The sequence below is a fragment of the Kribbella sp. NPDC026611 genome, from assembly GCF_040638345.1.
GTDB lineage: Bacteria > Actinomycetota > Actinomycetes > Propionibacteriales > Kribbellaceae > Kribbella.
Genome location: NZ_JBEZYC010000004.1, coordinates 473,856 through 498,151, shown reverse-complemented (window position 1 = coordinate 498,151; position 24,296 = coordinate 473,856). Strand labels below are relative to the sequence as shown.

Sequence of the window (24,296 nt, the reverse complement as noted above, 5' to 3'; positions counted from 1 at the left end):
TCCACCCTTCCGCATTCCCCGACCGACGTCTCCCGGTGCCCACCGACCGGACACGGCTAGCGTGATATCTTGATATCCATGGCGAAGGATGCGACGAAGAACATTCTGTTGCGGCTCGATCCGGAGTTGGCCGAGCGGTTGCAGACGGTGGCTTCGGTGGAGGGGCGGTCGGTGTCGGACGTCGCGCGGGAGGCGATCGCGGCGCTGGTGGACCAGCGGCGGCAGGACGCGCAGTTCAGCCGGTTGCTGGAGGAGAACCTGACGCGGCACGAGGAGTCGTTGCGGCGGCTCCGGGGTGACGACTGATGCGATACCTGGGTCCGTACGACGTGCTCGCGATCGCCGCGCGGGTGCTGCAGTGCGACTCGGAGGACGCCGTACGACGGACTGATCTGGACGCGGTGGAGCGGGTGCTGGACGGCGTACGGCTGACCAGTGGCCTGGCGGAGTCGGCGGGGGTCCTGCTGGCGGGGTTGGTACGGCGGCGGCCGTTCGACGGGGCGAATCGAGTCGTGGCGGTCGCGGTGGTGCTGCAGTTCCTCTCGCTGAACCGGGCCGATCTGGACTTGGAGCCGGTGTCGGAGGTCGATGAGCTGCTCGACCGGATCACGTCGCGGCAGGCGACGGACCGCGAGGTCGGGAACTTCGTCCGCAGCCGTCTGCACTACCAGCCGGTGACGTCAGAGGAGGTCGCGGACGTCCTGCGGCTCGACATCACCGCGGACATCGAAGTGGAGTGGTGGAGGGGAGTCGACATGTACGAACGGTTCAGTGACCCGGCGCGGCGGGTGGTCGTGCTCGCGCAGGAAGAGGCGCGGAGGCTTCAGCATGCGTACGTCGGGACCGAACACCTGCTCCTCGGCGTGATCGAGGAGGGTGACGGGATCGCGGCTCGGGTGCTCGCCGGCCTGGGGATCCAGGCGCCTGCGGTCCGGGGCCTGGTGGTGGAAATCATCGGGCGCGGAAAGGCCGAGGGCGTGGGGTCGATTCCGTTCACGCCGCGGGCGAAGAGCGTCTTCGAGTTCGCTTGGGGCGAGTGCCGGGAGCGGGGCGCCGACCAGGTCGGCACCGAGCATCTGCTGCTCGGGATCCTGCGCGACGGAGACGGTGTCGGCGGGCAGATCCTGACCAGACTCACGGCCGATCCGGACGACGTCCGCAACCGGCTGGAGGCGTGGATCAACCGGCGGCAGCGGGCCGAGACCGTCCTGGACAACCTGGTCGCCGACGAGTCGGCCAACTGGGCCACGTTCGGCCGGCGGCATCACCTGATCGCGGAGCTGAACGCCGTACTGGACGAGAACGAGCGCCTGCACGAGCAGGTCGCCCACCTCCGCGACCTGCTCCGCAAGCACGACATCGACCCCGACAGCTGACGTCCCCACCTCAGAGCTCCGGCTTTGGCTGTGGCTCCGGGACCGCGCCGGCTCAGGTTTCGGCGAGGCGTTTCTTCTCGGCTTCGACGTCGAAATCGGCCTCGGGCCACTCCGGGTTCAGCGACTTCAGGGTCTCGCTCAGGATCGTGGTGACGGCCCAGTTGCGGTACCACTTGCGGTCGCTCGGGATCACGTACCAGGGCGCCTGCGGCGTGCTGCAGCGCTCGATCGCGGCGTGGTACGCGTCCATGTAGTCCGGCCAGAGCTTCCGCTCGTCGACGTCGCCCGGGTTGTACTTCCAGTGCTTGGTCGGGTCGTCGAGCCGCGCCTCGAGGCGCGCCTTCTGCTCCTCGGCCGAGATGTGCAGGTAGCACTTCAGCAGCGTGACGCCGCTCGCCGCGAGCTCGGCCTCGAACTCGTTGATCTGGTCGTAGCGCTTCTCCCAGACGTTCGGGGGGACCAGGTTGCGCACCCGGGCGATCAGGACGTCCTCGTAGTGCGAGCGGTCGAAGATCCCGATCATCCCGTGGTCCGGCACCGCCTGGCGGATCCGCCACAGGAACCCGCGGCGCTTCTCGGCCGGCGTCGGGGCCTTGAACGAGGTGATCTTCAGGCCCTGCGGGTCCATCAGCCCCGCGCCGTGCCGGATCACACCGCCCTTGCCGGACGTGTCCATCCCCTGCAGGACGAGGAGGATGCTGCGCTCTCCGCCTTTGCGCCCCTCGGCGAACAGCCGCTCCTGCCAGTCGGATACTTCGGCGCCGAGGTCGTCCAGCGCGGCCTTCCCGTCGTCCTTGCTCCCGTCGAACCCGGGCGTGGCGCGCGTGTCGTACGACGTCAGATCGACCGGACCCGTCGGCACCCGGAGCTGCTCGCGCAGATCCGCCGCCTTCTGTCCCTTCTTCTGCTTGGCCATCTGCCTATCGTGCCTCATCCCGCACCTGGATCAGCGTGCTTGCCGTCTGTGTCGCCACCGGGCCAGCTCGATGACTGCGATGGCGACCAAGCAGACCGCGACTGCGACGGCGCCCCAGAGGAAGCCGCCGAGGATCGAGTAGCAGTCTTCGTCATGGCCGGCGCAGGCCGAGTCCTCGTAGTACGCGATGCCGGTCATGATCGCGGCGAAGGTGAGCAGCATGGTGCCGCCGAGGTACGCCGCTGCCCGCACCAGCCAGCGCCCGCCACCGAGGCCCGCGCCGCCGATCGCGATCAGAGCAAGGGCGACCACGCCGGCGACGATCTCCATCAGCGCGAACTCGCCCTCGTCCCGGGCCCAGATGAACCGGAAGTCGACGTCCTGCGCCGCCCGCAGCGCGATCACTGCGCGGCAGAGTCCGAGCACGATCCCCACGACCAGCCAGGTCCAAGCAGCGCGCCGCGTCGTCACCATGGTTCACATCATGCACACCGGGGGTGCTTGCGTCAGGCAATTGCGTCACCGGTTGACTGGCGCGTCAGTGCGATCAACCGGGAGAGCGCGCGGAGGTACTTCTTCCGGTAGCCGCCCTTGAGCATCTCTGCCGAGAACAACTGATCGAGCGGTACGCCGCCGGCGAGCAGCGGGAGGTTCCGGTCGTACATGCGGTCGGCGAGCACGACCATCCGGAGGGCAACGTTCTCGTCGGTCAGCGGCCGGATGTCGGTGATCCCGACGGTCTCGACGCCGTCGAGCAGGGCGCCGTACTTACTCGGATGCAGCTCGGCGAGGTGCCGATGAAGATCAACGAAGTGATCGCAGGAGGCGTTGGCCAACTCGCCGGCCCGCCGCTCGACCTCCTCATCCGCCAAGGGTTCGGGCGCGCTGGGCAAACCACGGTGCCGATAGTCCGGCCCGTCGATCCGCCGTACGTCGAAATGCGCCGCCAGCGCCTGGATCTCGCGCAGGAAGTCCGCCGCCTGGAACCGCCCCTCACCCAGCTTGTCCGGCAACGTGTTGGAGGTAGCCGCCAACTCCACACCAGCCCCCACCAGCTGCCCCAGCAAGCGGGAGATCAACATCGTGTCCCCCGGATCATCCAACTCGAACTCATCAATACAAACCAACCGATACCCCGACAACGCCTGCACCGCGGCCGCCATCCCCAGCGCCCCCACCAGGTTGGTCAACTCCACAAACGTGCAGTACATCTTCAGCCCCACAGCCTCATGCCACAACGAAGCCAGCAAATGCGTCTTCCCGACCCCAAAACCCCCATCCAAATAAACCCCCGCCCGCCGCCCACCCACCCCACCACCAGACCCACGCCCACCACCCCCACCGAGCCCACGCCCACCAGCCCGACCCGACCCGAGCACGGTGCTCGGCCCCCTCCCGTTCGATTTCCCGCGGCCCAGCGCACCCGACCACAGCGAAGCCCCCGGCCGCTCTCCAGCCAACGGCACCGAACTCCCACCAGCCCCACCCCCACCGACCCCACCGACCCCGCCAGACCCGCCAGACCCGCCAGACCCGCCAGACCCGCCGGACCCACCGCCCGTCCTCCCGCCGGCCCCGCGCCCGCCAGACCCGCCGGACCCACGCCCATCAAACCCGCGCCCACCGGGTCCGGCCCCCCGTTCGTTCTGGTTTTCGCGGCCCAGGAGGCGGGACCACAGCGAGGGTGCCGGCCGCGGGTGACTGAGCCGCGCCGCATGCTCCTCCAGTGCGGCTAAAGCCTCGGACTGGGACGGTTCGTCGGGGTTTGGGATGTAAGTAGCAAGCCGGACATCAGCAAACCGCGGTGGCGGCACGCACTCCGACAGCAGCCGGTCCGCGCTCACCTCCGGCCAGCGCTCACTCAACCGCACAACCATGCTCCAACCCTAGGGCGCGAGACCGGTTCCGGATCGGGGTCATCCGGATCGCGCGGGAAATTCCGGAAACCCCGCTGTGGCCTTGACCACTTTCTTACTTTCAGTTAGGAAGTTGGATATGGATTTCTGAGGCGGACGACGAGGAGTCTCCGATGGGCGAACAGCACGTGCGGCGGCGGACGGTACTCAAGGGAGCGGCAGGTGCGCTCGGCGTGGGTCCGCTGCTGGCCGCCTGCGGTGGCAGTGACAGCGGGGGCGGTAGCACCAGCGGCGGGAAGGCCGTGGTCCGGATGTGGTCCTGGTACACCGATCAGGAGGACCAGTTCCCGAAGCTGATCGAGAAGTTCGAGGCGGCGCACAGCAACATCAAGATCGAGAACCGGATCTTCGGCACCCCGGACCAGTACCTGCCGGCCCTCCAGGCCGCGGTCGCGGGTGGCGACGTACCGGAGATCTTCGCGCCGCACACGCGGGCCCTGACGTACGGCACCGGCGGCATCTCGGCCGACCTGAAGAAGGAGCTCGGCGACGACTTCCTGAAGGACTTCTTCGACTCGGCCAACCAGGAGTACACCCTGGACGGCAAGCAGTACGCGATCGGCTGGATGGCGCAGACCTTCGGCCTCTTCTACAACCCCGACCTGCTGAAGGCGGCCGGGGTCGGCGAGGACGAGATCGAGACCTGGGACGACCTGATCGCGGCCGCGGCCAAGATCCGGAGCAAGACCGGCAAGCACCCGGTGGCGCTGAGCTGCAACCCGACGACGAGCTCGCTGGACTTCTTCCTTCCACTCGTCACGCAAGTTGCCGACGACCCGACCTTCTACCTGAAGCTCGATCAGCTGAAGGACGGCGCGACGTACGAGGACCCGAAGGTCGTCCAGGCGATCGAGCTGCAGCTGAAGCTAGTCAAGGCCGGCGTCTTCCAGCCCGGTACGACGGGCACCAGCGGCGACCAGGCGCCGCAGCTGTACTACACGGAGAAGTCCGCGATGCTGTTCGACGGCAGCTGGACGCCGCAGGGCCTGAGCAAGAACGCGACCCCGGCCTTCAACAAGAAGTACAAGGTGATGAAGACCCCGGCGATCGCCCCGGGCAAGCGGCACTGGACCGCGAACCAGGCCGGCGCCGGCTGGGCGGTCTCGGAGACCAGCAAGAACAAGGACGCCGCGCTCGAGTTCATCAAGTTCTTGTACTCCGCGGACCAGTACTCCCCCACCATGAACGACTCGAAGTCGATGCCGGCGACGAAGAGCGCGGCGGGCCGGATCGAGCTGCCGATCATGAAGCAGATGACGTCCTGGCTCACGGACGGCGACGGCTGCCCGCACATCCCGTTCGGCCCCGGCTCGACCGCGGCCGGCGACCCGCTGGCGAAGATCTTCGACGGCTCAGGTGAGCCGGAGGCGGTCGCCAAGGCGATGCAGCAGGCGGTCCTGAACGCCAAGGGTGGCTGATCGGATGGCGACAGCCCTGTCGAGCAAGGCCGGTAGACCCGCGGTGGCGGCACCGCGGCCGCAACGACCGTCGTACGGGTTCGGTTCGCCGCTCCGACGGTCGCAGCGGATCGCCGGGTACCTGTTCATGGCCCCGACGTTCGTGCTGTTCCTGATCTTCGTGCTCTGGCCGATCCTCTACACGGCGTACCTGAGCCTGACCGCGTGGGGCGGGTTCGGGTCGCCGCGGTTCGTCCAGTTCGACAACTACACCCGGATGCTGAGCGACCCGATCGCGCGCCGGGCGATGCTCGTCACGCTGCTGCTCACCGGCGTGACGACGGTCGTACTGACGTTCCTCGGCCTGGTCACCGCGGTGCTGGTGAACGTGATCTGGACCAAGGTCGGCATCGTCGTCCGGACCATCCTGTTCATCCCCGGGATCGTCTCGTTCGTGGTGTCCGCCGTGCTCTGGAAGCTGATCTACGACCCGAACATCGGCACGCTCAACAAGCTGCTCGGCGCGATCGGCCTGGACAGCCTCCAGCATCCCTGGCTGGCCGCCCACAACACCGTGCTGTGGGCGATCGTCGTGGTCACGGTCTGGGGCGGGATCGGCTTCAACATGCTGATCTACTTCGCCGGCATCCAGGGCATCGACCCGAACCTGTACGAGGCGGCCGCGATGGACGGCGCCAACGCCGTACAGCAGTTCCGGCACATCACGGTGCCGAGCCTGCGGGTGGTCACCGGACTGGTCGTCAGCCTCGGCCTGCTCAACGGGTTCAAGGCGTTCGACGTGATCTTCGTGATGACCGGCGGCGGACCCAACCACGCCAGCGAGGTGCTCGGCACCTACCTGTACTCGCTGGCCTTCGGTACGACGTCGGGCGCGCTCCCGCAGCTCGGGTACGCGAGCGCCTTCAGCGTGGTGACGATGGTGCTCTGCACGCTCGCGGTGATCGCCCAGCTGTGGCTGACCCGGAGGGCGGACCGATGACGGGCCGAGGCTGGCTGGGCAAGGGCTTCGCGACGTTCGTGCTGCTGCCGTTCTGCGTGCTGATGGCGTTCCCGTTCGTGTGGATGCTGCTCACGTCGCTGCGCGACCAGAACACGATCTTCAACGGCCCGATCATCCCGCGGAGCTTCAGCTTCAAGGCGTACAGCAGCGTCTGGACGTCGATCGAGTTCCCGCTGCACTTCTGGAACAGTCTCTGGATCACCTCGGTCACCGTGGCCGGCGTCCTGGTGTTCTCCACGCTCAGCGGGTACGCGTTCGCGAAGCTCGACTTCCCGTTCCGGAACACCCTCTTCGTGCTGCTGCTGACCACGCTGATGATGCCGTCGACGGCGCTGATCATCCCGCTCTACCTGGAGCTCAAGTCGCTCGGGCTGCTCGACTCGCAGACCGGCCTGGTGATCCTCTACATCTCCGGATCCGCACCGTTCTCGATGTTCCTGATGCGCGCGTTCTTCCAGACCCTCCCGGACGAGCTGATCGAGGCCGCCCGGGTGGACGGCGGCAGCGAGCTGACAATCTTCCGCCGGGTGATCCTGCCGCTGACCCGGCCCGGGATCGCGACCGTGGTGATCTTCCAGTTCCTCCAGACCTGGAACGAGTTCCTGATCGCGAACACGGTCCTGCGGGACACCGACTCGCTCCCCCTGCAGCCGGTGCTGTTCACGCTGATGGGTCAGTACTCGACCAACTGGCCGGCGCTCACCGCCGGTCTCACGCTGTCCGTCGTCCCGGTCGTGATCGTCTACGTCCGGATGCAGCGGCAGTTCGTCGCCGGGATGATGCTCGGCGCCGTCAAGAACTAACTTCCACTCTGAAAGAGAGCCGAATGCCGATCAAGAACGTCGTGGTCAACTGCACCGATGTCCAGCGCTCGGTCGAGTACTACGCCCGGTTCCTCGAGCTCGAGGTCGTCGGTGCGCCGACGGCGGAGCGCGCCGTCCTGGACGCCGTCACGGCGACGATCGAGCTGCGGGCCGTCGGCAACGGCCGCGACCACACCACCTGGTCCCCGGACGACCTGCAGAAGGGTTTCCGGCACCTCGGCTTCAAGGTCGACCGGCTCGACGAGCGCGCCGACGTACTCAAGGCCGGCGGCGTCGAGTTCAAGCTCGACCCCCTCGACGCGGAAGGCGCGGTCCGGATCTGCTTCTTCTACGACCCGGACGGCACGCTGCTCGAGATGATCCAGGGCGACCTGCAGTACGCCGAGGTCCTGGATGCCGACGGCGTCGCCAACGAGCGGGCTCTCGGCGTACCCCAGCGCCCGCGGTTCGACCACATTGCGGTCACGATCGAGGACCGCGAGTCGACCAGCGCGTTCTACGACCGGAACTACGGCTTCTCGTTCATCGGGACGATCGAGCAGCCGCACGACGACCGCGGCTTCCACATCGGCTATCTCGAGGGCGGCGACACGGTCCTCGAGGTCTTCACGTACGAGGTCGCCAAGTCCGAGCGCGCGCCGCAGCTCGACGTCGCCGGCTTCGCGTACGCCGAGCTCGCCGGCGACCCGCCCGACCTCCCGGTGCAGAACGCACCCGACGGCACCAAGGTGTACGTCGACCCCGACGGTTTCCCCTTCTCCGTAAGCGACGGCTCCGTAGGCTCTGGGTCCGTAGGCTCTGAAGCATGAAGAAACGCTCTCTCGGAAACACCGGCCTCACTGTGTCCGCGGTCTGTGCCGGCGGCAGCGGTCTCGGCAGCATGCCCCAGGTCTTCGGGTACGACGTCACCCGCCAGCAGGCGATCGACCTGGTACTGCGGGTGTTCGACAGCCCGATCTCCTGGATCGACACCTCGAACGGGTACAGCGACGGCGAGAGCGAGCTCCGCATCGGCCAGGCGATCCGCGAGTACGGCGGCCTGCCGGACGGGTTCCTGGTCGCGACCAAGGTCGACGCCCGCGACGGCGACTACTCCGGCGCCCGAGTCCGGGCCAGTGTCGCGGAGAGCAAGGAACGGCTCGGCCTGGACGACCTCCCGCTCGTCCACCTGCACGACCCCGAGTTCCACGACTTCGACGGGATGCGGGAGGCCGTGGACACGCTCAAGCAACTGCAGGCGGACGGCGAGATCGGGCATCTCGGCCTGGCCGGCGGCGATACCCGCGAGCTGTCCCGCTACCTGGACCTCGGCGGCTTCGAAGTACTCCTCGTGCACAACCGCTGGAGCCTGGTCGACCACTCGGCCGGTGCGATCTTCCGACGCGCGGTCGACGACGGGATCGGGGTGATCAACGCAGCCGTCTACGGCGGAGGGATCCTGGCCAACCCGTCCGGCGCGACGAAGTACGCCTACCGCGAGGCGCCTGCCGAGGTACTCGACGCGGTCGCCGCGATGGACAAGGCGTGCCGCGAGTACGGCACGGACCTCGCCACCGCGGCGCTGCGGCACTCGGTCGACAACCCGGACATCACCGGGACGGTCGTCGGGATCACCAAGCCGGCTCGCGTCGATGCGCTCATCCAGGCGCTCGAGACCGACCTGCCCGACGAGCTGCTTAACCGGTTAGGTAGTCTGCTTCCCCAGCAGCAGTTCTGGGTCGAGAAGGAGACGACGTGACGAATGGCTTCCCCGCGGGCTTCGTGTTCGGTGCGGCGACCGCGTCGTACCAGGTCGAGGGCGCGGTCGCGACCGACGGGCGGGGTCCGAGCATCTGGGACACGTTCGCGCACACGCCGGGGCGGATCGCCGACGGCACCACCGGCGACGTCGCGGTCGACCACTACCACCGCTTCGGCGACGACATCCGGTTGCTCGCCGATCTCGGGATGACGGCGTACCGGTTCTCGATCGCGTGGCCGCGGATCGTGCCGGACGGTTCGGGCGCCACGAACCAGGCGGGTCTCGACTTCTACCGCCGGCTGGCCGAGACGTGCCTGGAGAACGGCGTCACGCCGTACGCGACGCTGTACCACTGGGATCTCCCGCAGCCGCTCGAGGACGCCGGCGGCTGGCTGGTCCGGGACACGGCGGAACGCTTCCGGGACTACGCCGGGATCACGCACAGCGCGCTCTCCGACGTGATCTCGCACTGGATGACGCTCAACGAGCCGTGGTGCTCGGCGTTCCTCGGGTACGGGAACGGCGAGCACGCGCCGGGGCGGACCGAGGGCGCCGACGCGCTCAAGGCGGTCCACCACCTGCTGCTCGGCCACGGCCTCGCGCTGCGGGCGATCCGGTCGGACGCGGGCACGTACGGGATCGCGCTGAACCCGGCGCCGATCCACGCCGCCTCCGAGTCGGCCGCGGACCGCGACGCCGCCCGCCGGATCGACGGGCTGCGGAACCGGATGTTCCTGGATCCGCTGCTGTCCGGAACGTATCCGGCCGATGTTCTCGAGGACACCGGCCTCACCGAGTGGTTCGCCGCGCAGGAGGCGGATCTCGAGGTGATCAAGGCGCCGCTCGACTTCATCGGCGTGAACTACTACTGCCCGACCACCGTCGCCGCTCCGGACGGCCCGGTCTCGGACCCGCGCCCGTCCACCCAGCCAGGCAGCGAGAACGTTGTTGCCGTCGACACCGGTCTGCCGAGGACCCAGATGGGCTGGCCTATCGAGGCCGCGGGCCTGCGCGACATCCTGGTCACGATCAACAAGCTCGCGCCCGAGCTGCCGCTGTACGTGACCGAGAATGGATCGGCGTACCCGGACGAGCTGACTGCCGACGGCACGGTCGAGGACGACGAGCGGCTCGACTACCTGCAGCAGCACCTCGCGGTCTGTCGCGACCTGGTCTCCGAAGGCTTCCCGCTGAAGGGGTACTTCGCCTGGTCGCTGCTGGACAACTTCGAATGGGCGTGGGGGTACAGCCGGCGCTTCGGCATCGTGTACGTCGACTACGCCACGCAGGAACGGGTCGTGAAGAAGAGCGGCCGGTGGCTGAAGGACTTTCTTACCGACTGACTCTTTGGTGCGGGGTCAGCTGGCTGTGCAGGACCAATGAGGCAGCCCCGAGCGCTGCGGCGCTCGGGCCCAGCTTCGACAGCTCGACGCGGGTCGGGTGCATCGCGCGCATGAACGAGAGCCGGTTGATCTCCGCCGCTGCCGTGCGGACGTAGATGTCACCCGCCTCGCTGAATCCGGGCCCGGCGAGGATGATCTGGTTGAGGTCGAGCAGGTTCGTGATCGAGAGCAGGGCCTTCGCGAGGTACGTCGCGGACTCCTCGATCAGGCTGAGGCACCTGGCGTCGCCGGTCGCCGCGAGCCGGGCGATCTTGGCGAAGTCCGAGCGGATGGACAACGGCCGCCCGCGCAGTCCGAGCCGGCCGACCAGCATTCCGTCCTTCTCGGCACGCCGTACGACGGCGGCCGGTGCCGCGAGGCTCTCCAGGCAGCCCTGTCCACCGCACCAGCACTGCGGACCGTCGACGTCGATCACCATGTGGCCGATCTCGCCGACGTTGGAGGACGAGCCGCGGTACACGTCGCCGTTCGTCACCAGGCCGAGGCCGAAACCTGCTGCCATGTAGACGGTGGCGAAGTCGTTGGCCGACGGGATCCGGCCGGCCCAGAACTCGCCGATGGCCGCGCAGGTCGAGTCGTTCTCCACCACGATCGGGTGGTCGATGGCGGCCTGCAGGGTGTCCCGGACCGCGAACGGCTCCCAGGCGTACTTGTCGGAGTCGGTCCGGAGCAACCGCGTCCCGCCCTGGCCCTGACGACCGGCCAGCGCGACGCCGACGCCGACAAGCGTCGACGGCTCGACCTCGGCCTTGACGATCAGGTCCTCGAGCTCGTCGGTGATCCGCTTGACCGCGGTCTCCGGCGCGTCCTTGCCGATCCCGCGCGACTGGAGCTGCTCGATGACGCGGCCGCTCATGTCGGTGACGACGTACGTCGTGCTCGGGGTGTCGATCGAGATGCCGACGGCGTGCCGGGCGCGGGGGTTGAACTGCAGCAGCGTTGCGCGCTTGCCGCCGGTCGGGTCGCCGTACCCGGTCTCGATGATGAGGCCGTCGGCGAGCAGTTGCTTGACCACCCGGGAGATCGAGGCGCCGGTCAGACCGGACCGGTCGGCCAGGTCGACGCGGGTCACCGTGCCGCTGGACCGGATCAGGTCCAGGATCGCGCTGTGCGTCTCCTGCGCGGTCGCACCCTTCAGAACCTTTGCCACGGCACCCTCCCTTGGCTGTGCACTTTAATACACAACGTAAGAAAGTGGGACACCTTGACCTGAACCAACGTTGAGGTCCTAGCGTCGGCGGACATGAAGGCGATCAGAATGCACGCGTTCGGTCCGGCGGAGAACCTGGTCTACGAGGAGGTGCCGGACCCTGTCCCCACTGCGGGAACAGTACTCGTCCAGGTGGAGGCGGCGGGCGTCCACCTCGTCGACACCGTGATCCGGGCCGGCGCCTCGGGCGGTTCGCCGATCCCGGTCCCGGAGCTCCCGACGATCCCGGGACGCGAGGTGGCGGGCCGGGTCGTCGGCGTCGGGCCCTCGGTCGACCCGGCGTGGATCGGGAAGCGCGTCGTGGTGCATCTCGGCATGGTGCCGGGTGGGTACGCCGAACTCGCGGTGGCGAAGGTGGAATCGCTGTACGAGCTGCCGGACCACGTGGACGCGGCGCAAGCCGTAGCCGCGATCGGGACCGGGCGCACTGCGGCCGGGATCCTCGCGGAGGCGCGGTTGACCGCGGACGACGTCGTACTGGTCACCTCGGCCGCCGGCGGTATCGGTGCCTATCTGGTCCAGGCGGCCCGCAACGTTGGTGGGACTGTGATCGGTCTGGCCGGCGGGCCGGAGAAGGTTCAGTTGGTGCGCTCGCTAGGAGCCCGCCATGCCTTCGACTACCGCTCACCTGACTGGGCCGACCAGCTGAAGGCAGCCCTTGGTGATCAGGAGATTTCTGTTCTGCTGGACGGCGTCGGCGGCCCGAGCGGACAACAAGCTTTCGAACTGCTCGGAACCGGCGGCCGGGCCTTCCTGTTCGGCTGGTCCGGCGGCGGGGCGATCGAGTTCACCCACCAGGACCTGATGAGCCGCGGCCTCACCGTCGGCTGGGCAATCGGCGCCAAACTAGCCCGCCGCCTCCGCGAACTGGAGGCCACTGCCCTCGACCACACAATCGAAGGCCACTGGCAAGCCCCCCACCACCACATTCCCCCTATCCGACGCCCCAGCAGCCCACCACGCCCTGGAAACCCGCCAGACAACCGGCAAGGTCGTCCTTCTTACCTAACGAAAGTGGGTCCCGGAGCGACCTGGTGGGTTCGCTCCGGGACCGGGGCGGGGCGGGGTTGTACCGGTTGCCGGGCGGAGACCACGGGTGCCCCGACGGCGATTCGGTGAGCGTCACGGGCGCCCGGGCGGCGATTCGGTGAGTCACGGGGTGACCGGACGGCGATTGTCGCTTCACCGCGACCGGCTCGGTGAGCGGCACGGGTGCTCGGACGGCGGGTCGGGGAGGGTCAGCTGAGGTCGTTGTAGATGTCGTTCATGGGACAGCTCCTCTCGTGGCTGGGCGGGGATCCCGCCGCCGGCCGCCGGGGCTGCGGTTCGGTCGGCGGCGGGGGCAGAGGAGCGGGCGCCTTGCAGGGCAGGTCAGGTGGTTTCCCGGCGTCCTCCGTGCCAGAAGATTGACACCGGTACGTGATGGCTGTGATATCCCAGGAGGGCATAACCTCGCCGCTATGGAGCTCGAACTGCGGCATCTGCGGGTCGTCTGCCGGCTCGCCGACAGCGGCAGCGTCTCCAAGGCGGCCGCGGCACTCGGCGTCTCCCAACCGTCGCTGACCGCGCAGCTGCACCGCATCGAGCATGCGGTCGGCGGTCCGCTGTTCGAGCGCGGTCCGTACGGCGTCGTCGCGACGCCGCTCGGGCGGCACGTGCTCAGCCGGGCGCGGGCGATGCTCGCCGACATGGACGAGCTGATCGGGTCGAGCCGGCGTTATACCAGCGGGTCGGCGCCGCTGCGGCTGGGGTCGGTGCGGACGGTCATGTTCGGGGCATGGTTGTCCCGGGTCGAAGATGCGCTGCCCGGTCGCGAGATCACGACGCAGGTGGACACGTCCTGCGCAGTACTCACGGAGATGCTGGCGGCCGACGTACTGGATGTCATCATGCTCGGCCGCTGCGACGACGCACACGCGCCGCCCTGCCCGCAGGGGATCCGCGAGCAGACGATGGTGTTCCCCGAGCCGTTCGCGATCGCACTCCCCGCGGACCACCGACTCGCCGACGCCGACGAGATCGCGCTGTCGGACCTCGCCGACGACACCTGGATCTGCCCACCCGCGGGCAAGGAGGACGGCGACCTCGCGTACCTGCGCGAGGCCTGTGAGGCGGCGGGTTTCACTCCCGACTTCCGCTACTCCAACCTCGACATCACCGAGATCGAACAACTCATCGGCGCCGGCCGCGGCGTCAGCCTCTGCGCCCCCACCGTCCGCGAGCTCCCGCGCACAGTCATCAAGCCCCTGGCCAACCAGCCGCTGCTGTGGCGCCGAGCCCTCCGCTGGCGGACCGACACCGTCGACCAGCCCACCGTCGACGCTATCCACCAGGCGTTCGTCACCACCTACCGCCAAACGATCACGAGCAACGCCGCAGCCCGCCCCTGGTGGTCCACCCACCCCCGAGCTCACCCCGCAGTCATCGACCCCGCCTGACTGCAACAAGCTGCAACATTCCTTGCCGACCCAACAACGGCGAACCTACGCTCAACTCATCTCCCCGAGCCCCGGCACCCTCTGCCTGCCGGGGCTCACCCATTGCCCAGCGACGTGCCGGCGCGGTTACGAGTTGCGGGGGGCGTACATGATGACGGCGACGCCGAGCAGACAGATGGTGGCGCCGAGGAGGTCGTAACGGTCGGGTTTGAAGTGGTCCACGAGTACGCCCCACGCCAACGAGCCCGCGACGAAGATCCCGCCGTACGCGGCGAGGATGCGGCCGAAGTGGGGGTCGGGCTGGAAGGTGGCCACGAAGCCGTAGGCGCCTAGGGCAACTATTCCGCCGGCGACCCAGAGCAGGCCGCGGTGTTCGCGCCAGCCGTGCCAGATCAGCCAGGCGCCGCCGACCTCCGCGATCGCGGCCAGCACGAAGAGCAGGACAGACTTCAGGACCGTCACTGCGCGAGGTCCGCGAACGGGAGGGGGCAGTCGGGGTTGCCGGCGCAGGTTCGGAGGTCGTCGCACCCGGCGGCGATCCCGGCGCGGAGGGTCTCGGCGATGACCGTCAGGTCGGCGATCTTGGCTTCCACATCGGCCAGTTTCTCCCGGGAGCGGGCTTGGAGTCCGGCTCCCTCGCCGCGGGCGTGGCGGTGGCGGGCCGCGTCCAGCAGGTCGGAGATCTCCACCAACGTGAGCCCGAGCCGTTGGCTCGCCTTGATCACGCGCAACGTGGTCACCGCGGAGGACGGGTAGTCGCGATGGCCGCCAAGGCTGCGGGATGGTTCGTCGAGCAGACCGCGGCGTTCGTAGTACCGCAAGGTCTGCAGGTTGACCGCGGCCGCGGCCGCGAGTTCGCCGGACCTCACGAGAGACCGTCGAGTACGGCGGCGTAGGCCGGGCGTACGCCGATGCGCAGCCGGACGCCGTCGTCCAGATCAATGAGGTCGAAGGTGAAGAACGAGCAGCACTCCGACTCGCGGGTCGTCAGGTCGACGACCTCGGAGCGCGGTGCGGTCAGGACGACCTCCAAGGTTTGTCGATCGGGCCTGGAGATCGAGCGGGCGGAGGCGAACAGCGCCTCGAACTCAGCGACCCGGAACGGCCGCTCGGCGGTGGGCAACGTACAAGCGTCAGGAACCCAGTTCATACCCACGACGGTAAACCGGTACCTGGGTACCGGATGCAACTAATCCGTCCAGGTCAGCACGAACGACACCGCGCCGAACCGGATCCGGTCGCCCGGCCGCACCCGGACCGCCGTCGTGATCCGCAGCCCGTTCACCTCGGTCCCGTTCATCGAGCCGAGGTCCCGCAGCATCCACCCGTCGCCCACGTGCCGGAGCTCGGCGTGGTGCCGCGAGACGGTGATGTCAGACATCCGCAGCGTGGCTCCAGGCCCGCGGCCGACGCGAACGGTCGGCGTACCGGGTCCGGGCAGGGCGAGTCCGGGGACCGGCTGCTGAGGAGCACGCTGCACAGGCCGACGAGCCAAGCCGGCGACGATGCCGGTGGTCTGAGCGAGGCGCGCGCGGAACCAGGCAACGGCCCGTGACTCGGTCCGAGGCAGGTCCCGGATGGCGTCCGCGAGCTCGCCGCGGCTCTGTGCGCGGAGCACGAAGTTCATCCTCCGGACGAAGGTGTCGTGGGAGAGCCGGCCCGAACCCGCGCCTTCGCGCAGTACCGCGAGCGCGTGATCGCGCTCCGCGTCCGATGGACGCGTTCCCTCCAGCGGCACCGATGACATGTTCGTATTGTCCGTGCGAGGCTGGTTCACTGTCCACCGCAGCTAGGACACAATGACCAGATGCAGCTGCCTGTGATGCCGCCGGTCAAGCCGATGCTCGCCAAGCCGGTGAAGGAGATACCGCGCGGCGAGCTGAGCTACGAGCCGAAGTGGGACGGGTTCCGCTCGATCATCTTCCGCGACGGCGACGAGGTCGAGATCGGCAGCCGGAACGAGAAGCCGATGACGCGGTACTTCCCCGAGTTGGTCGAGGCGGTGAAGGCGAACCTGCCCGAGCGGTGCGCGGTGGACGGCGAGATCATCGTGATCGGCGAGTCCGGCGACCGGCTCGACTTCGAGATGCTGCAGCAGCGCATCCACCCGGCGGCGAGCCGGGTGAACATGCTGTCCGAGAAGACCCCGGCCCGGTTCGTCGCGTTCGATCTGCTCGCCCTCGGTGACGACGACTACACCGAGCGCCCGTTCGCCGAGCGTCGTACGGCGTTGCTCGACGCGCTCGCCGGCGCGAAGGCACCGATCCACGTGACGCCCGCGACGACCGACCACGACGTCGCCGGGCAGTGGTTCGAGCGGTTCGAGGGTGCCGGCCTGGACGGGCTGATCGCGAAGCCGCTGGACGGGACCTACATCCCGGACAAGCGGACCATGTTCAAGATCAAGCCGGAGCGTACGGCGGACTGCGTCGTCGCCGGCTACCGCCTGCACAAGAGCGGCCCGGACCGGATCGGCTCGCTGCTGCTCGGCCTGCACAACGACGACGGCACGCTGGTCAGCGTCGGCGTGATCGGCGCGTTCCCGCTGGAGCGGCGCAAGGAGCTGTTCCAGGAGATGCAGCCACTCGTCACCACCTTCGACGACCACCCGTGGGCCTGGGCCAAGCAGGAGGAGGGCGTCCGTACGCCGCGCAACGCGGAGGGCAGCCGCTGGCAGGCCGGCAAGGACCTGTCCTTCACGCCCCTCCGCCCCGAGCTCGTCGTCGAGGTCCGCTACGACCACATGGAAGGCGTCCGCTTCCGCCACACCGCCCAGTTCGTCCGCTGGCGCCCTGACCGCACCCCCGAGTCCTGCACGTACGAGCAGCTGGAGGAGCCGGTGAAGTTCGACCTCGCCGACGTCCTCTCGAGCGCCCAGCGCTGATGCTCTACAAGCTCTATACGCGCCGCCTCCGGCGCCAGCTCAAGGACCTCCCGCTCCCCCAGCATGTAGCGATCGTGATGGACGGCAACCGTCGCTGGGCCCGCAACGCCGGGTACGACGACGCCCGCATCGGCCACCGCTTCGGCGCCAAGCACCTGGAGCAGTTCCTGCAGTGGTGCGCGGATGCCGATATCCGCTGCGTCACCGCCTGGGTGGCCTCGGCCGACAACCTGCGCAAGCGCGACTCGGCCGAGGTCGACTACCTGATGGAGCTGACCGAGACCGTCCTGGCAGACCATGTACGCCGCGACCACCGCTGGCGGCTGCACGTCGCCGGCCAGCTGGACCTGTTGCCCGACTCAACGGCCCACGCTCTGAAGGAGGCAGTCGAGCTGACCCGCGACCGCGGCGACGCGGGCGAGCTGACGCTGGCGATCGGGTACTCCGGGCGGCTCGAGGTGGTCGACGCGATCCGCGCCGTACTCGACGAGGCGGCAGCGAACGGGCGATCGATGGACGAGGTCGCGGACGGGCTGACCGAGGAGGACATCAGCCGCCACCTCTACGTGCCCGGCCTGCCCGAGCCCGAGCTGGTGATCCGGACCAGCGGCGAGCTGCGGATGTCGGACTTCATGCTGTGGCAGGGCACCCGGTCGGACATCGAGTTCTGCGACCTCTACTGGCCCGCCTTCCGCGAGGTGGATCTGCTCCGCGCGTTGCGAACGTACGGACGTCGCCGCCTGAAACGATCCAGGTGAGTACTTCCCGGCGTTCCGGGGGCACTATGGAGGCATACCGACTGGTAGGAACCGGAGGTAGCGAGAGATGTACGACGTCGTGCTGCTGGTTGAGCAGGAACTCTCCGAACCGGATGCGAAGCGGGTTGTCGAGCTCCATCACGACCTGCCCGAGCCCGTGACGTACCACGTGCTCGTGCCGTGCCACAACGCCGAGGCCGGAGTCGAGGCCTCGATCAGCGCCCTCGGTACGGCGGACCTCTACGGGCCCGGCCTGGCCGGGCAGCGGCAGGACCTGGCCGAGGCGCAGAAGGCGATCGACTCCGAGGCCAAGGGCTGCAGCGGCCGCAGCGTGCAGCGGTTGCGCGACCTCGGGCAGAGCGCCCAGGGCGGCATCACGCACGAGCGGCCGATCGACGCGCTGGTCGCGACGGTCAAGCAGAAAGGTGGCCGGGAGGTCATCATCCTGACCCGTCAGCACGTCGTGGCGGAGTTCTTCCACCTCGACTGGACCAACTCCGCCCGCCGCCACCTCGGCGTACCGGTCCTGCACCTATTGGAGCAAGACCCGCAGCCGACCAAAGCCTAGTGAGCCAGGAGCGCCGCGTACGTGACGCCGCCGGCGAGGCCGGCGATCAGCAGTGACAGGGTCGTCCTGATCGCGCGCTCGCCGGTCTCACCGTAGTGGCGGCCGTCCTCGGAGTGGTACGCGAGCTTGAACCCCGTGTACCCCGCGGCGAGGGCGAGCGCGAACCTGATCATCAGACCCCTGCCGCCGAACCGGACTCCGCGAACTGCGTGTGATACAGATCGGCGTACTCGCCGCCCTGCGCCAGCAGCTGCTCGTGCGTACCGCGCTCGACGATGTTGCCGTGGTCAACCACGAGGATCTGGTCGGCGTCCCGCACGGTCGACAACCGGTGCGCAATCACCAGCGACGTCCGGCCCTCGAGCGCGGAGTCGAGCGCCCGCTGCACCGCCACCTCGGACTCCGAGTCCAGGTGCGCAGTCGCCTCGTCGAGTACGACGATCTTCGGCGCCTTGAGCAACAAGCGCGCGATCGCCAGCCGCTGCCGCTCGCCACCGGACAACCGGTGCCCGCGGTCGCCGACCACGGTGTCCAGCCCGTCCGGTAGCCCGGAGACCAGCTCCCAGATCTGTGCCGCGGTCAGCGCCGCGATCATCTCGCTCTCGGTCGCGTCGGGCTTGGCGTAGATGAGGTTCGCTCGGATCGTGTCGTGGAACATGTGCGCGTCCTGCGTGACGTACCCGATCGTGTCGTGCAGCGACTGCAGGGTGACGTCGCGGACGTCCTGCCCGCCGATCCGCACCGCTCCCCCGGTCACGTCGTACAGCCGGGCCACGAGGTTCGTGATCGTGGTCTTGCCCGCGCCGGACGGGCCCACGAGGGCAACCATCTGACCGGGCTGGACGACGAAGCTCACGTCTTCCAGTACCTGGGCCGAAACCCGCTTGTCCAGGACGGCCACCGACTCGAGGCTGGCCAACGACACCTGCTCGGCGGTCGGGTACGCGAAAGTCACGTGCTCGAACTCGACGCTCGCCGCATCAGCCGGCAGCGCCTCGGCGTCCGGGGCGTCCTTGATCATCGGCTCCAGGTCGAGCACCTCGAAGACCCGCTCGAACGACACCAGCGCAGTCATCACATCGACGCGCACGTTGGACAGCGCGGTCAGCGGACCGTACAACCGGCCGAGCAGCGCGACCAGCGCCAGCAGCGTCCCCACGGTCAGTGTCTGACGAACGGCCAGGTTGCCGCCCACGCCGTACACCAAGGCCGTCGCCAGCGCGGCGACCAGCGTCAGCGCGGTGAAGAACACCCGGCCCAGCATCGCGATCCGGATGCCCAGGTCGCGGACCCGGCCGGCCCGCTCCCCGAAGTCGCGGTTCTCCAGCTCGGGCTTGCCGAACAGCGTGACGAGCAGCGCTCCGCCGACGCTGAACCGCTCGGTCATCGCCGTCGACATCTCGGCGTTCAGGTTCATCTGCTCGCGGGTCATCGCGGCCAGCCGGCGGCCGAGGACGCGGGCCGGGATCAGGAAGATCGGCAGCATCAGGATCGCGACCACGGTCAGCTGCCAGCTCAGCGCGAGCATCGCGCCGACCACCAGGATCAGGCTGATGATGTTCGAGACCACGCCGGACAGTGTCGAGGTGAACGCCTGCTGCGCGCCGATCACGTCGTTGTTCAGCCGGGAGACCAGCGCGCCGGTCTGGGTGCGGGTGAAGAACGCGACCGGCATCCGCTGCACGTGCCCGAACACCTTGGTCCGGAGGTCGAAGATCAGGCCCTCCCCGATCCGCGCGGAGAACCAGCGCTGGATCAGGCCGAGCACCGCCTCGAAGACCGCGAGCAGCGCGACCACCAGGGCCAGCGCGGTGACCAGGCCGGCGTTGCCCTTGGTGATGCCGTCGTCGACGATCTTCTTGAACAACAGCGGCGACGCGATCACCAGCACCGCGGAGATGATCACCAGCAGCAGGAACGCGGCGATGTGCGCGCGGAACGGCCGCGCGAACCGGAGGATCCGGCGCAAGGTGCCCTTCGCCAGCTTCTGGTTGACGACCGACTCGTCCCGTCGTCGCCAACCCATCGCGGCACCCATCCCGCCGCCCATCATCGGTCCGGACATCCGGCTCCTCCCAGTACGTAAGTACTTCATAACACCCGGGATCGACAGTCGCTTCCCGCAACTTTTGGTTGCGCATCGCCGCAGCATGCCCTACAGTCATATGCAACCAAAGGTTGCGAAAGGATCGGCGTGATGAGCAGGAGCATCGAGCGGGAGCTACGGGTGGAGGCCACGCCCGAGGTGGTCTACGAGGTCATCACCTCGCCGGAGCATCTGAAGGAGTGGTGGCCGGACGACGCGGACCTCACCGCCGTACCGGGCACGACCGGGACGCTCACGTTCCAGGGCGGGGCCAAGGTCGTGACGCTGACGGTCGTCGAGGCCGACCCACCGACGCGTTTCTCGTTCCGCTGGGACTACGAAGACGCGGTACCTACCCCGGAGAACTCGCTGCTCGTCACCTTCGACCTGGTCGCCGACGGCGCGGGCACGCTGCTCCGCTTCGCCGAGACCGGGTACGACGAGGCGGCCAAGTCCGACGAGGTCTACCAGGACCATGTCTCCGGCTGGAGCTACTTCCTGCCCCGGCTGGCGCCGTACGCCGAACGGGCGGGACTACGGCCGTGATCGACGACGAGCTCTGGTCCGCGATCGGCGACCCCACCCGGCGCCGGATGCTCGACCTGCTGCTCGCCGCCGGCGGTGGTACGGCGACCAGCCTCAGCGACGAACTGCCCGTGACCCGGCAGGCCGTCGCGAAGCACCTCGGCGTCCTCGACCGGGCCGGACTCGTGCACGGCACACCCTCCGGGAGAGAACGCCGCTACACCGTGGACGAGACCCAGCTCGCCCGCGCGATCGACCAGCTGACCGATGTCAGCTCGACCTGGGACCGGCGACTCCAGCGGATCAAGCGGATCGCCGAGACCATCCAGCAAACCAGAAACGAGGCACAGCAATGAACGACATCCTGCACCGCATCGGCACCACGGCGTCCATCGACGACGTCTCCGCTGCCCTGACCACGATCCCCGGCCTGGCCGCGTGGTGGACCGAGGACACCACCGGCGACAGCGCTCCGGACGGTGTGATCGCCTTCCGCTTCGCCGGCGCCGGTGGCGAGGGCTTCGACATGAAGGTCCTCGAGTCCGTGCCCGGCAAGCTCGTCCGCTGGGAGGTCGTCGACGGGCCGCCGGAGTGGATCGGCACCACGATCCGGTTCGACCTGTCCCAGGACGGCGACTACGCGATCGTGCTGTTCAAGCACGAGGGCTGGCGCGAGCCGGTCGAGTTCATGCACCACTGCAGCACCAAGTGGGCGAGCTTCCTGCTCAGCCTGAAGAAGTACGTCGAAACCGGCGCCGGCGACCCGTCACCGAACGACGTACAGATCTCCAACTGGCCCTAACCGAGGGCTGCGATCAGCTCCTTGAGGCGGCGGGCCTGTGCGGCGCGCTCGGCCTGGAGCTGATCGCCGTACGAGCGGTCCGCGGCGCCGAGGAGCAATGCCTTGGTCTCGCGGATCGCTCCGGGCAGCGGGGTGAGCAGCGCGTCGGTCAGGTCCTTCACGGTCGCGGCCAGCTCGTCGGCCGGTACGACGATGTTCGCGAGGCCGAGCTCCTTCGCCTCGCCGGCCTCGACCCAGCGGCTGGTCGTGCAGATCTCCAGGGCCCGCGCGTAGCCGATCAGCTCGACGAGCGGCTTGGTGCCACCGAGGTCCGGCACCAGGCCGAGCGCGGGCTCGCGCATGCTGAAGCGGGCGTCCGGGGTGACGACCCGGAGGTCGCAGGCCAGCGCGAGCTGGAAGCCGGCTCCGACCGCGTGGCCCTGCACGGCCGCGATGCTGACGATCTCCGGCTTCCGCAGCCAGGAGAACCCGTCCTGGAAGTGGCTGATCAGCTCGTCCAGCTCGTCGGCGGGCTTGGCGCCGAGGCTGAGCAGCGGCTCCTGACCCAGATCGTTGTCGCCCATGATCAGCCGGCGGTCGAGCCCGGCGGAGAACGACTGGCCCTCCCCCGAGACGACGACCACGCGGACCTCGGGCGGCAACGCCGTACCGAAGTCGGCCAGTGCGCTCCACATCGCGGGCGTCTGCGCGTTGCGCACCTCCGGGCGGTCGAGCACCACCCGCGCGACCGGTCCGTCCACCGAGAACCGCACTCCGAGATCCGTCATGGACGGGACATTACTCCGGAGTAGGTCAGGCGAGCGAGACCAGGTCGGCGTAGTCGTTGGTCCAGAGGTCCTCGACGCCGTCCGGGAGCAGGACGACGCGCTCCGGCTCGAGCGCCTCGACCGCGCCCTCGTCGTGGGTGACCAGCACGATCGCGCCGGTGTAGGAGCGGATGGCGTTCAGCACCTCGGCGCGGGAGGCCGGATCGAGGTTGTTGGTGGGCTCGTCGAGCAGCAGCACGTTGGCGGCGCTCACGACCAGGGTCGCCAGCGCGAGCCGGGTCTTCTCACCGCCGGAGAGCACGCGAGCGGGCTTGTCCGCGTCGTCGCCGGTGAACAGGAACGAGCCGAGGACACTGCGCGCCTGCGTCTCGTTCAGGTCCGGGGCGGCGGACTTCATGTTCTCCAGCACGGTCCGGTTGACGTCGAGCGTCTCGTGCTCCTGCGCGTAGTACCCGAGCTTCAGGCCGTGGCCGTCGATGATCTCGCCGGTGTCGGGCTTCTCGATCCCGCCCAGGATCCGGAGCAGCGTGGTCTTGCCGGCACCGTTCAGCCCGAGCACGACGACGCGGGAGCCCTTGTCGATCGCGAGGTCGACGTCGGTGAAGATCTCCAGCGAGCCGTACGACTTGGAGAGCTCGCGGGCCATCAGCGGGGTCTTGCCGCACGGCGCCGGGGTCGGGAACGAGATCTTCGCGACGCGGTCGGACCTGCGCTCGTCCTCGAGCGACGACATCAGCTGCTCGGCGCGGCGGAGCATCTGCTGGGCGGCGGTCGCCTTGGTCGCCTTGGCGCGCATCTTGTTCGCCTGGCTGACCAGCTGGTCGGCCTTCTTCTCGGCGTTCGCACGCTCGCGCTTGCGGCGGCGCTCGTCGTTCTCCCGCTGGGTCAGGTAGGCCTTCCAGCCGACGTTATAGACGTCGATCTCGGCCCGGTTCGCGTCCAAGTGGAAGACCCGGGTGACGGTCTCCTCGAGCAGGTTCACGTCGTGGCTGATCATGATCACGCCGCCGGGGTACGACTTGAGGAAGTCGCGCAGCCAGATGATCGAGTCCGCGTCCAGGTGGTTGGTCGGCTCGTCCAGCAGCAGCGTGCCGGCCTGGGCGAACAGGATCCGGGCCAGCTCGACGCGCCGGCGCTGACCGCCGGAGAGCGTGCCGAGCGGCTGGCCGAGGACGCGGTCGGGCAGGCCGAGGTTGGCGGCGATCCGGGCGGCTTCGGACTCAGCGGCGTACCCACCGGCAGCGTGCAGGTCGGCCTCGGCCCGCTCGTACCGGCGCATGCCCTTGGCGCGGGTCTTCTCGTCCGCGCTGGCCATCGACTTCTCGGCGCTGCGCAACCGCCGGACCACCTCGTCGAGGCCGCGGGCGGACAGGATCCGGTCGCGGGCCAGTACGTCGAGGTCGCCGGTGCGCGGGTCCTGCGGGAGGTAGCCGATCTCGCCCGAGCGGGACACGGTGCCACTCGCGGGGAGACCCTCGCCGGCCAGGATCTTCGTCAGGGTGGTCTTGCCGGCGCCGTTACGGCCGACCAGCCCGACCTTGTCGCCGGGACCGACCCGGAACGACGCAGGCTGGAGAAGCTGCCGGGCACCAACGCGGACCTCGAGGCTGGAGACAGTGATCATCGGGGTTCGCAGGCGTCCTTGTCGTCGTTCGGCAGCGGCT

At 68.8% G+C, this 24,296-nt stretch carries 28 protein-coding genes and 1 pseudogene; 17 read left to right on the top strand and 12 right to left on the bottom strand.

The window, feature by feature from the left end:
* Positions 1-78: 78 nt before the first annotated feature.
* Positions 79-306, top strand: a complete 228-nt coding sequence (locus AB0E69_RS19510) for a ribbon-helix-helix protein, CopG family (protein WP_360147334.1) — start codon at positions 79-81, stop codon at positions 304-306.
* Entirely contained in the window at positions 306-1,376 is a 1,071-nt protein-coding gene (locus AB0E69_RS19505) for a Clp protease N-terminal domain-containing protein (protein WP_360147331.1), read from the top strand. The genes AB0E69_RS19510 and AB0E69_RS19505 overlap by 1 nt, the downstream gene beginning before the upstream one ends.
* A gap of 52 nt (positions 1,377-1,428) precedes the next feature.
* On the opposite strand, the gene AB0E69_RS19500 is transcribed toward AB0E69_RS19505, so the two are convergent.
* From AB0E69_RS19500 to zapE, 3 genes are read right to left on the bottom strand one after another with little or no spacing between them, the layout of a single operon-like run.
* Positions 1,429-2,292, bottom strand: a complete 864-nt coding sequence (locus AB0E69_RS19500) for a polyphosphate kinase 2 family protein (RefSeq protein WP_360147328.1) — start codon at positions 2,290-2,292, stop codon at positions 1,429-1,431.
* Between the two features lie 30 nt (positions 2,293-2,322).
* Entirely contained in the window at positions 2,323-2,766 is a 444-nt protein-coding gene (locus tag AB0E69_RS19495) for a hypothetical protein (RefSeq protein ID WP_360147325.1), read from the bottom strand.
* A 32-nt stretch (positions 2,767-2,798) separates the two neighbouring features.
* Positions 2,799-4,169, bottom strand: coding sequence for a cell division protein ZapE (gene zapE, locus AB0E69_RS19490; RefSeq protein WP_360147322.1), 1,371 nt, complete (start codon positions 4,167-4,169; stop codon positions 2,799-2,801).
* A gap of 152 nt (positions 4,170-4,321) precedes the next feature.
* Between zapE and AB0E69_RS19485 the strand changes: the two genes are divergently transcribed.
* The 6 genes from AB0E69_RS19485 to AB0E69_RS19460 are packed head-to-tail and all read left to right on the top strand — an operon-like array spanning position 4,322 to position 10,534.
* The gene (locus tag AB0E69_RS19485) at positions 4,322-5,626 is read left to right on the top strand and encodes a sugar ABC transporter substrate-binding protein (protein ID WP_360147319.1); all 1,305 of its coding nucleotides are present in this window, start codon (positions 4,322-4,324) and stop codon (positions 5,624-5,626) included.
* A gap of 4 nt (positions 5,627-5,630) precedes the next feature.
* A complete protein-coding gene (locus AB0E69_RS19480; RefSeq protein ID WP_360147316.1) occupies positions 5,631-6,605 on the top strand; it encodes a sugar ABC transporter permease in 975 nt (324 codons plus the stop codon).
* Positions 6,602-7,429 carry a carbohydrate ABC transporter permease gene (locus AB0E69_RS19475; RefSeq protein WP_360147313.1) on the top strand — a complete coding sequence of 276 codons (828 nt, stop codon included), beginning with the start codon at positions 6,602-6,604 and terminating at the stop codon, positions 7,427-7,429. The genes AB0E69_RS19480 and AB0E69_RS19475 overlap by 4 nt, the downstream gene beginning before the upstream one ends.
* Positions 7,430-7,452: 23 nt before the next feature.
* Entirely contained in the window at positions 7,453-8,259 is an 807-nt protein-coding gene (locus AB0E69_RS19470) for a VOC family protein (protein ID WP_360147310.1), read from the top strand.
* On the top strand, positions 8,256-9,188 hold the full coding sequence (locus AB0E69_RS19465) for an aldo/keto reductase (protein ID WP_360147307.1): 933 nt from the start codon (positions 8,256-8,258) through the stop codon (positions 9,186-9,188). Before AB0E69_RS19470 ends, AB0E69_RS19465 begins: the two co-directional genes overlap by 4 nt.
* A complete protein-coding gene (locus AB0E69_RS19460; protein WP_360147304.1) occupies positions 9,185-10,534 on the top strand; it encodes a GH1 family beta-glucosidase in 1,350 nt (449 codons plus the stop codon). Before AB0E69_RS19465 ends, AB0E69_RS19460 begins: the two co-directional genes overlap by 4 nt.
* Here the strand turns inward: AB0E69_RS19460 and AB0E69_RS19455 are convergent.
* Positions 10,524-11,744, bottom strand: a complete 1,221-nt coding sequence (locus AB0E69_RS19455) for an ROK family transcriptional regulator (protein ID WP_360147301.1) — start codon at positions 11,742-11,744, stop codon at positions 10,524-10,526. The genes AB0E69_RS19460 and AB0E69_RS19455 overlap by 11 nt on opposite strands.
* Before the next feature lie 93 nt (positions 11,745-11,837).
* Here AB0E69_RS19455 and AB0E69_RS19450 point away from each other — a divergent pair.
* The 3 genes and pseudogenes from AB0E69_RS19450 to AB0E69_RS19440 all read left to right on the top strand — a co-directional run.
* A pseudogene (locus AB0E69_RS19450) lies at positions 11,838-12,572 on the top strand (zinc-binding dehydrogenase); the annotation flags it as partial.
* 109 nt (positions 12,573-12,681) lie between these two features.
* Positions 12,682-12,813, top strand: coding sequence for a zinc-binding dehydrogenase (locus AB0E69_RS19445; protein WP_360148516.1), 132 nt, complete (start codon positions 12,682-12,684; stop codon positions 12,811-12,813).
* Between the two features lie 451 nt (positions 12,814-13,264).
* Entirely contained in the window at positions 13,265-14,242 is a 978-nt protein-coding gene (locus AB0E69_RS19440) for a LysR family transcriptional regulator (RefSeq protein WP_360147298.1), read from the top strand.
* A gap of 126 nt (positions 14,243-14,368) precedes the next feature.
* Here the strand turns inward: AB0E69_RS19440 and AB0E69_RS19435 are convergent, their stop codons facing one another.
* From AB0E69_RS19435 to AB0E69_RS19420, 4 genes are read right to left on the bottom strand one after another with little or no spacing between them, the layout of a single operon-like run.
* Positions 14,369-14,704: a YnfA family protein gene (locus tag AB0E69_RS19435; RefSeq protein WP_360147295.1), complete on the bottom strand. Its 336-nt coding sequence runs from the start codon at positions 14,702-14,704 to the stop codon at positions 14,369-14,371.
* Positions 14,701-15,111 carry a MerR family transcriptional regulator gene (locus AB0E69_RS19430; protein WP_360147292.1) on the bottom strand — a complete coding sequence of 137 codons (411 nt, stop codon included), beginning with the start codon at positions 15,109-15,111 and terminating at the stop codon, positions 14,701-14,703. The genes AB0E69_RS19435 and AB0E69_RS19430 overlap by 4 nt, the downstream gene beginning before the upstream one ends.
* Positions 15,108-15,392: a hypothetical protein gene (locus AB0E69_RS19425; protein ID WP_360147289.1), complete on the bottom strand. Its 285-nt coding sequence runs from the start codon at positions 15,390-15,392 to the stop codon at positions 15,108-15,110. The genes AB0E69_RS19430 and AB0E69_RS19425 overlap by 4 nt, the downstream gene beginning before the upstream one ends.
* A 39-nt stretch (positions 15,393-15,431) precedes the next feature.
* Positions 15,432-15,989 carry a DUF1707 and FHA domain-containing protein gene (locus AB0E69_RS19420; protein WP_360147286.1) on the bottom strand — a complete coding sequence of 186 codons (558 nt, stop codon included), beginning with the start codon at positions 15,987-15,989 and terminating at the stop codon, positions 15,432-15,434.
* A gap of 60 nt (positions 15,990-16,049) precedes the next feature.
* Here AB0E69_RS19420 and AB0E69_RS19415 point away from each other — a divergent pair, with 60 nt between their 5' ends.
* The 3 genes from AB0E69_RS19415 to AB0E69_RS19405 all read left to right on the top strand — a co-directional run bounded on the left by AB0E69_RS19415 (position 16,050) and on the right by AB0E69_RS19405 (position 18,452).
* On the top strand, positions 16,050-17,126 hold the full coding sequence (locus AB0E69_RS19415) for an ATP-dependent DNA ligase (protein WP_360147283.1): 1,077 nt from the start codon (positions 16,050-16,052) through the stop codon (positions 17,124-17,126).
* The gene (gene uppS, locus AB0E69_RS19410) at positions 17,126-17,884 is read left to right on the top strand and encodes a polyprenyl diphosphate synthase (protein ID WP_360147280.1); all 759 of its coding nucleotides are present in this window, start codon (positions 17,126-17,128) and stop codon (positions 17,882-17,884) included. Before AB0E69_RS19415 ends, uppS begins: the two co-directional genes overlap by 1 nt.
* Before the next feature lie 67 nt (positions 17,885-17,951).
* Positions 17,952-18,452, top strand: coding sequence for a hypothetical protein (locus AB0E69_RS19405; RefSeq protein WP_360147277.1), 501 nt, complete (start codon positions 17,952-17,954; stop codon positions 18,450-18,452).
* Here the strand turns inward: AB0E69_RS19405 and AB0E69_RS19400 are convergent.
* A complete protein-coding gene (locus AB0E69_RS19400; RefSeq protein ID WP_360147274.1) occupies positions 18,449-18,625 on the bottom strand; it encodes a hypothetical protein in 177 nt (58 codons plus the stop codon). The two genes, AB0E69_RS19405 and AB0E69_RS19400, sit on opposite strands and share 4 nt — an antisense overlap.
* Positions 18,625-20,517 carry an ABC transporter ATP-binding protein gene (locus AB0E69_RS19395; protein ID WP_360147272.1) on the bottom strand — a complete coding sequence of 631 codons (1,893 nt, stop codon included), beginning with the start codon at positions 20,515-20,517 and terminating at the stop codon, positions 18,625-18,627. Before AB0E69_RS19395 ends, AB0E69_RS19400 begins: the two co-directional genes overlap by 1 nt.
* Positions 20,518-20,649: 132 nt before the next feature.
* Between AB0E69_RS19395 and AB0E69_RS19390 the strand changes: the two genes are divergently transcribed.
* Genes AB0E69_RS19390 through AB0E69_RS19380 form a run of 3 tightly spaced genes read left to right on the top strand, consistent with a single transcriptional unit; the run spans position 20,650 to position 21,865 of the window.
* A complete protein-coding gene (locus tag AB0E69_RS19390; RefSeq protein WP_360147269.1) occupies positions 20,650-21,084 on the top strand; it encodes an SRPBCC domain-containing protein in 435 nt (144 codons plus the stop codon).
* On the top strand, positions 21,081-21,419 hold the full coding sequence (locus tag AB0E69_RS19385; protein WP_360147266.1) for a metalloregulator ArsR/SmtB family transcription factor: 339 nt from the start codon (positions 21,081-21,083) through the stop codon (positions 21,417-21,419). Before AB0E69_RS19390 ends, AB0E69_RS19385 begins: the two co-directional genes overlap by 4 nt.
* Entirely contained in the window at positions 21,416-21,865 is a 450-nt protein-coding gene (locus AB0E69_RS19380; protein WP_360147263.1) for an SRPBCC domain-containing protein, read from the top strand. Before AB0E69_RS19385 ends, AB0E69_RS19380 begins: the two co-directional genes overlap by 4 nt.
* On the opposite strand, the gene AB0E69_RS19375 is transcribed toward AB0E69_RS19380, so the two are convergent.
* Positions 21,862-22,632, bottom strand: a complete 771-nt coding sequence (locus tag AB0E69_RS19375) for an enoyl-CoA hydratase/isomerase family protein (protein WP_360147260.1) — start codon at positions 22,630-22,632, stop codon at positions 21,862-21,864. The two genes, AB0E69_RS19380 and AB0E69_RS19375, sit on opposite strands and share 4 nt — an antisense overlap.
* Before the next feature lie 25 nt (positions 22,633-22,657).
* The gene (locus AB0E69_RS19370; protein ID WP_360147257.1) at positions 22,658-24,256 is read right to left on the bottom strand and encodes an ABC-F family ATP-binding cassette domain-containing protein; all 1,599 of its coding nucleotides are present in this window, start codon (positions 24,254-24,256) and stop codon (positions 22,658-22,660) included.
* Positions 24,257-24,296 lie beyond the last annotated feature (40 nt).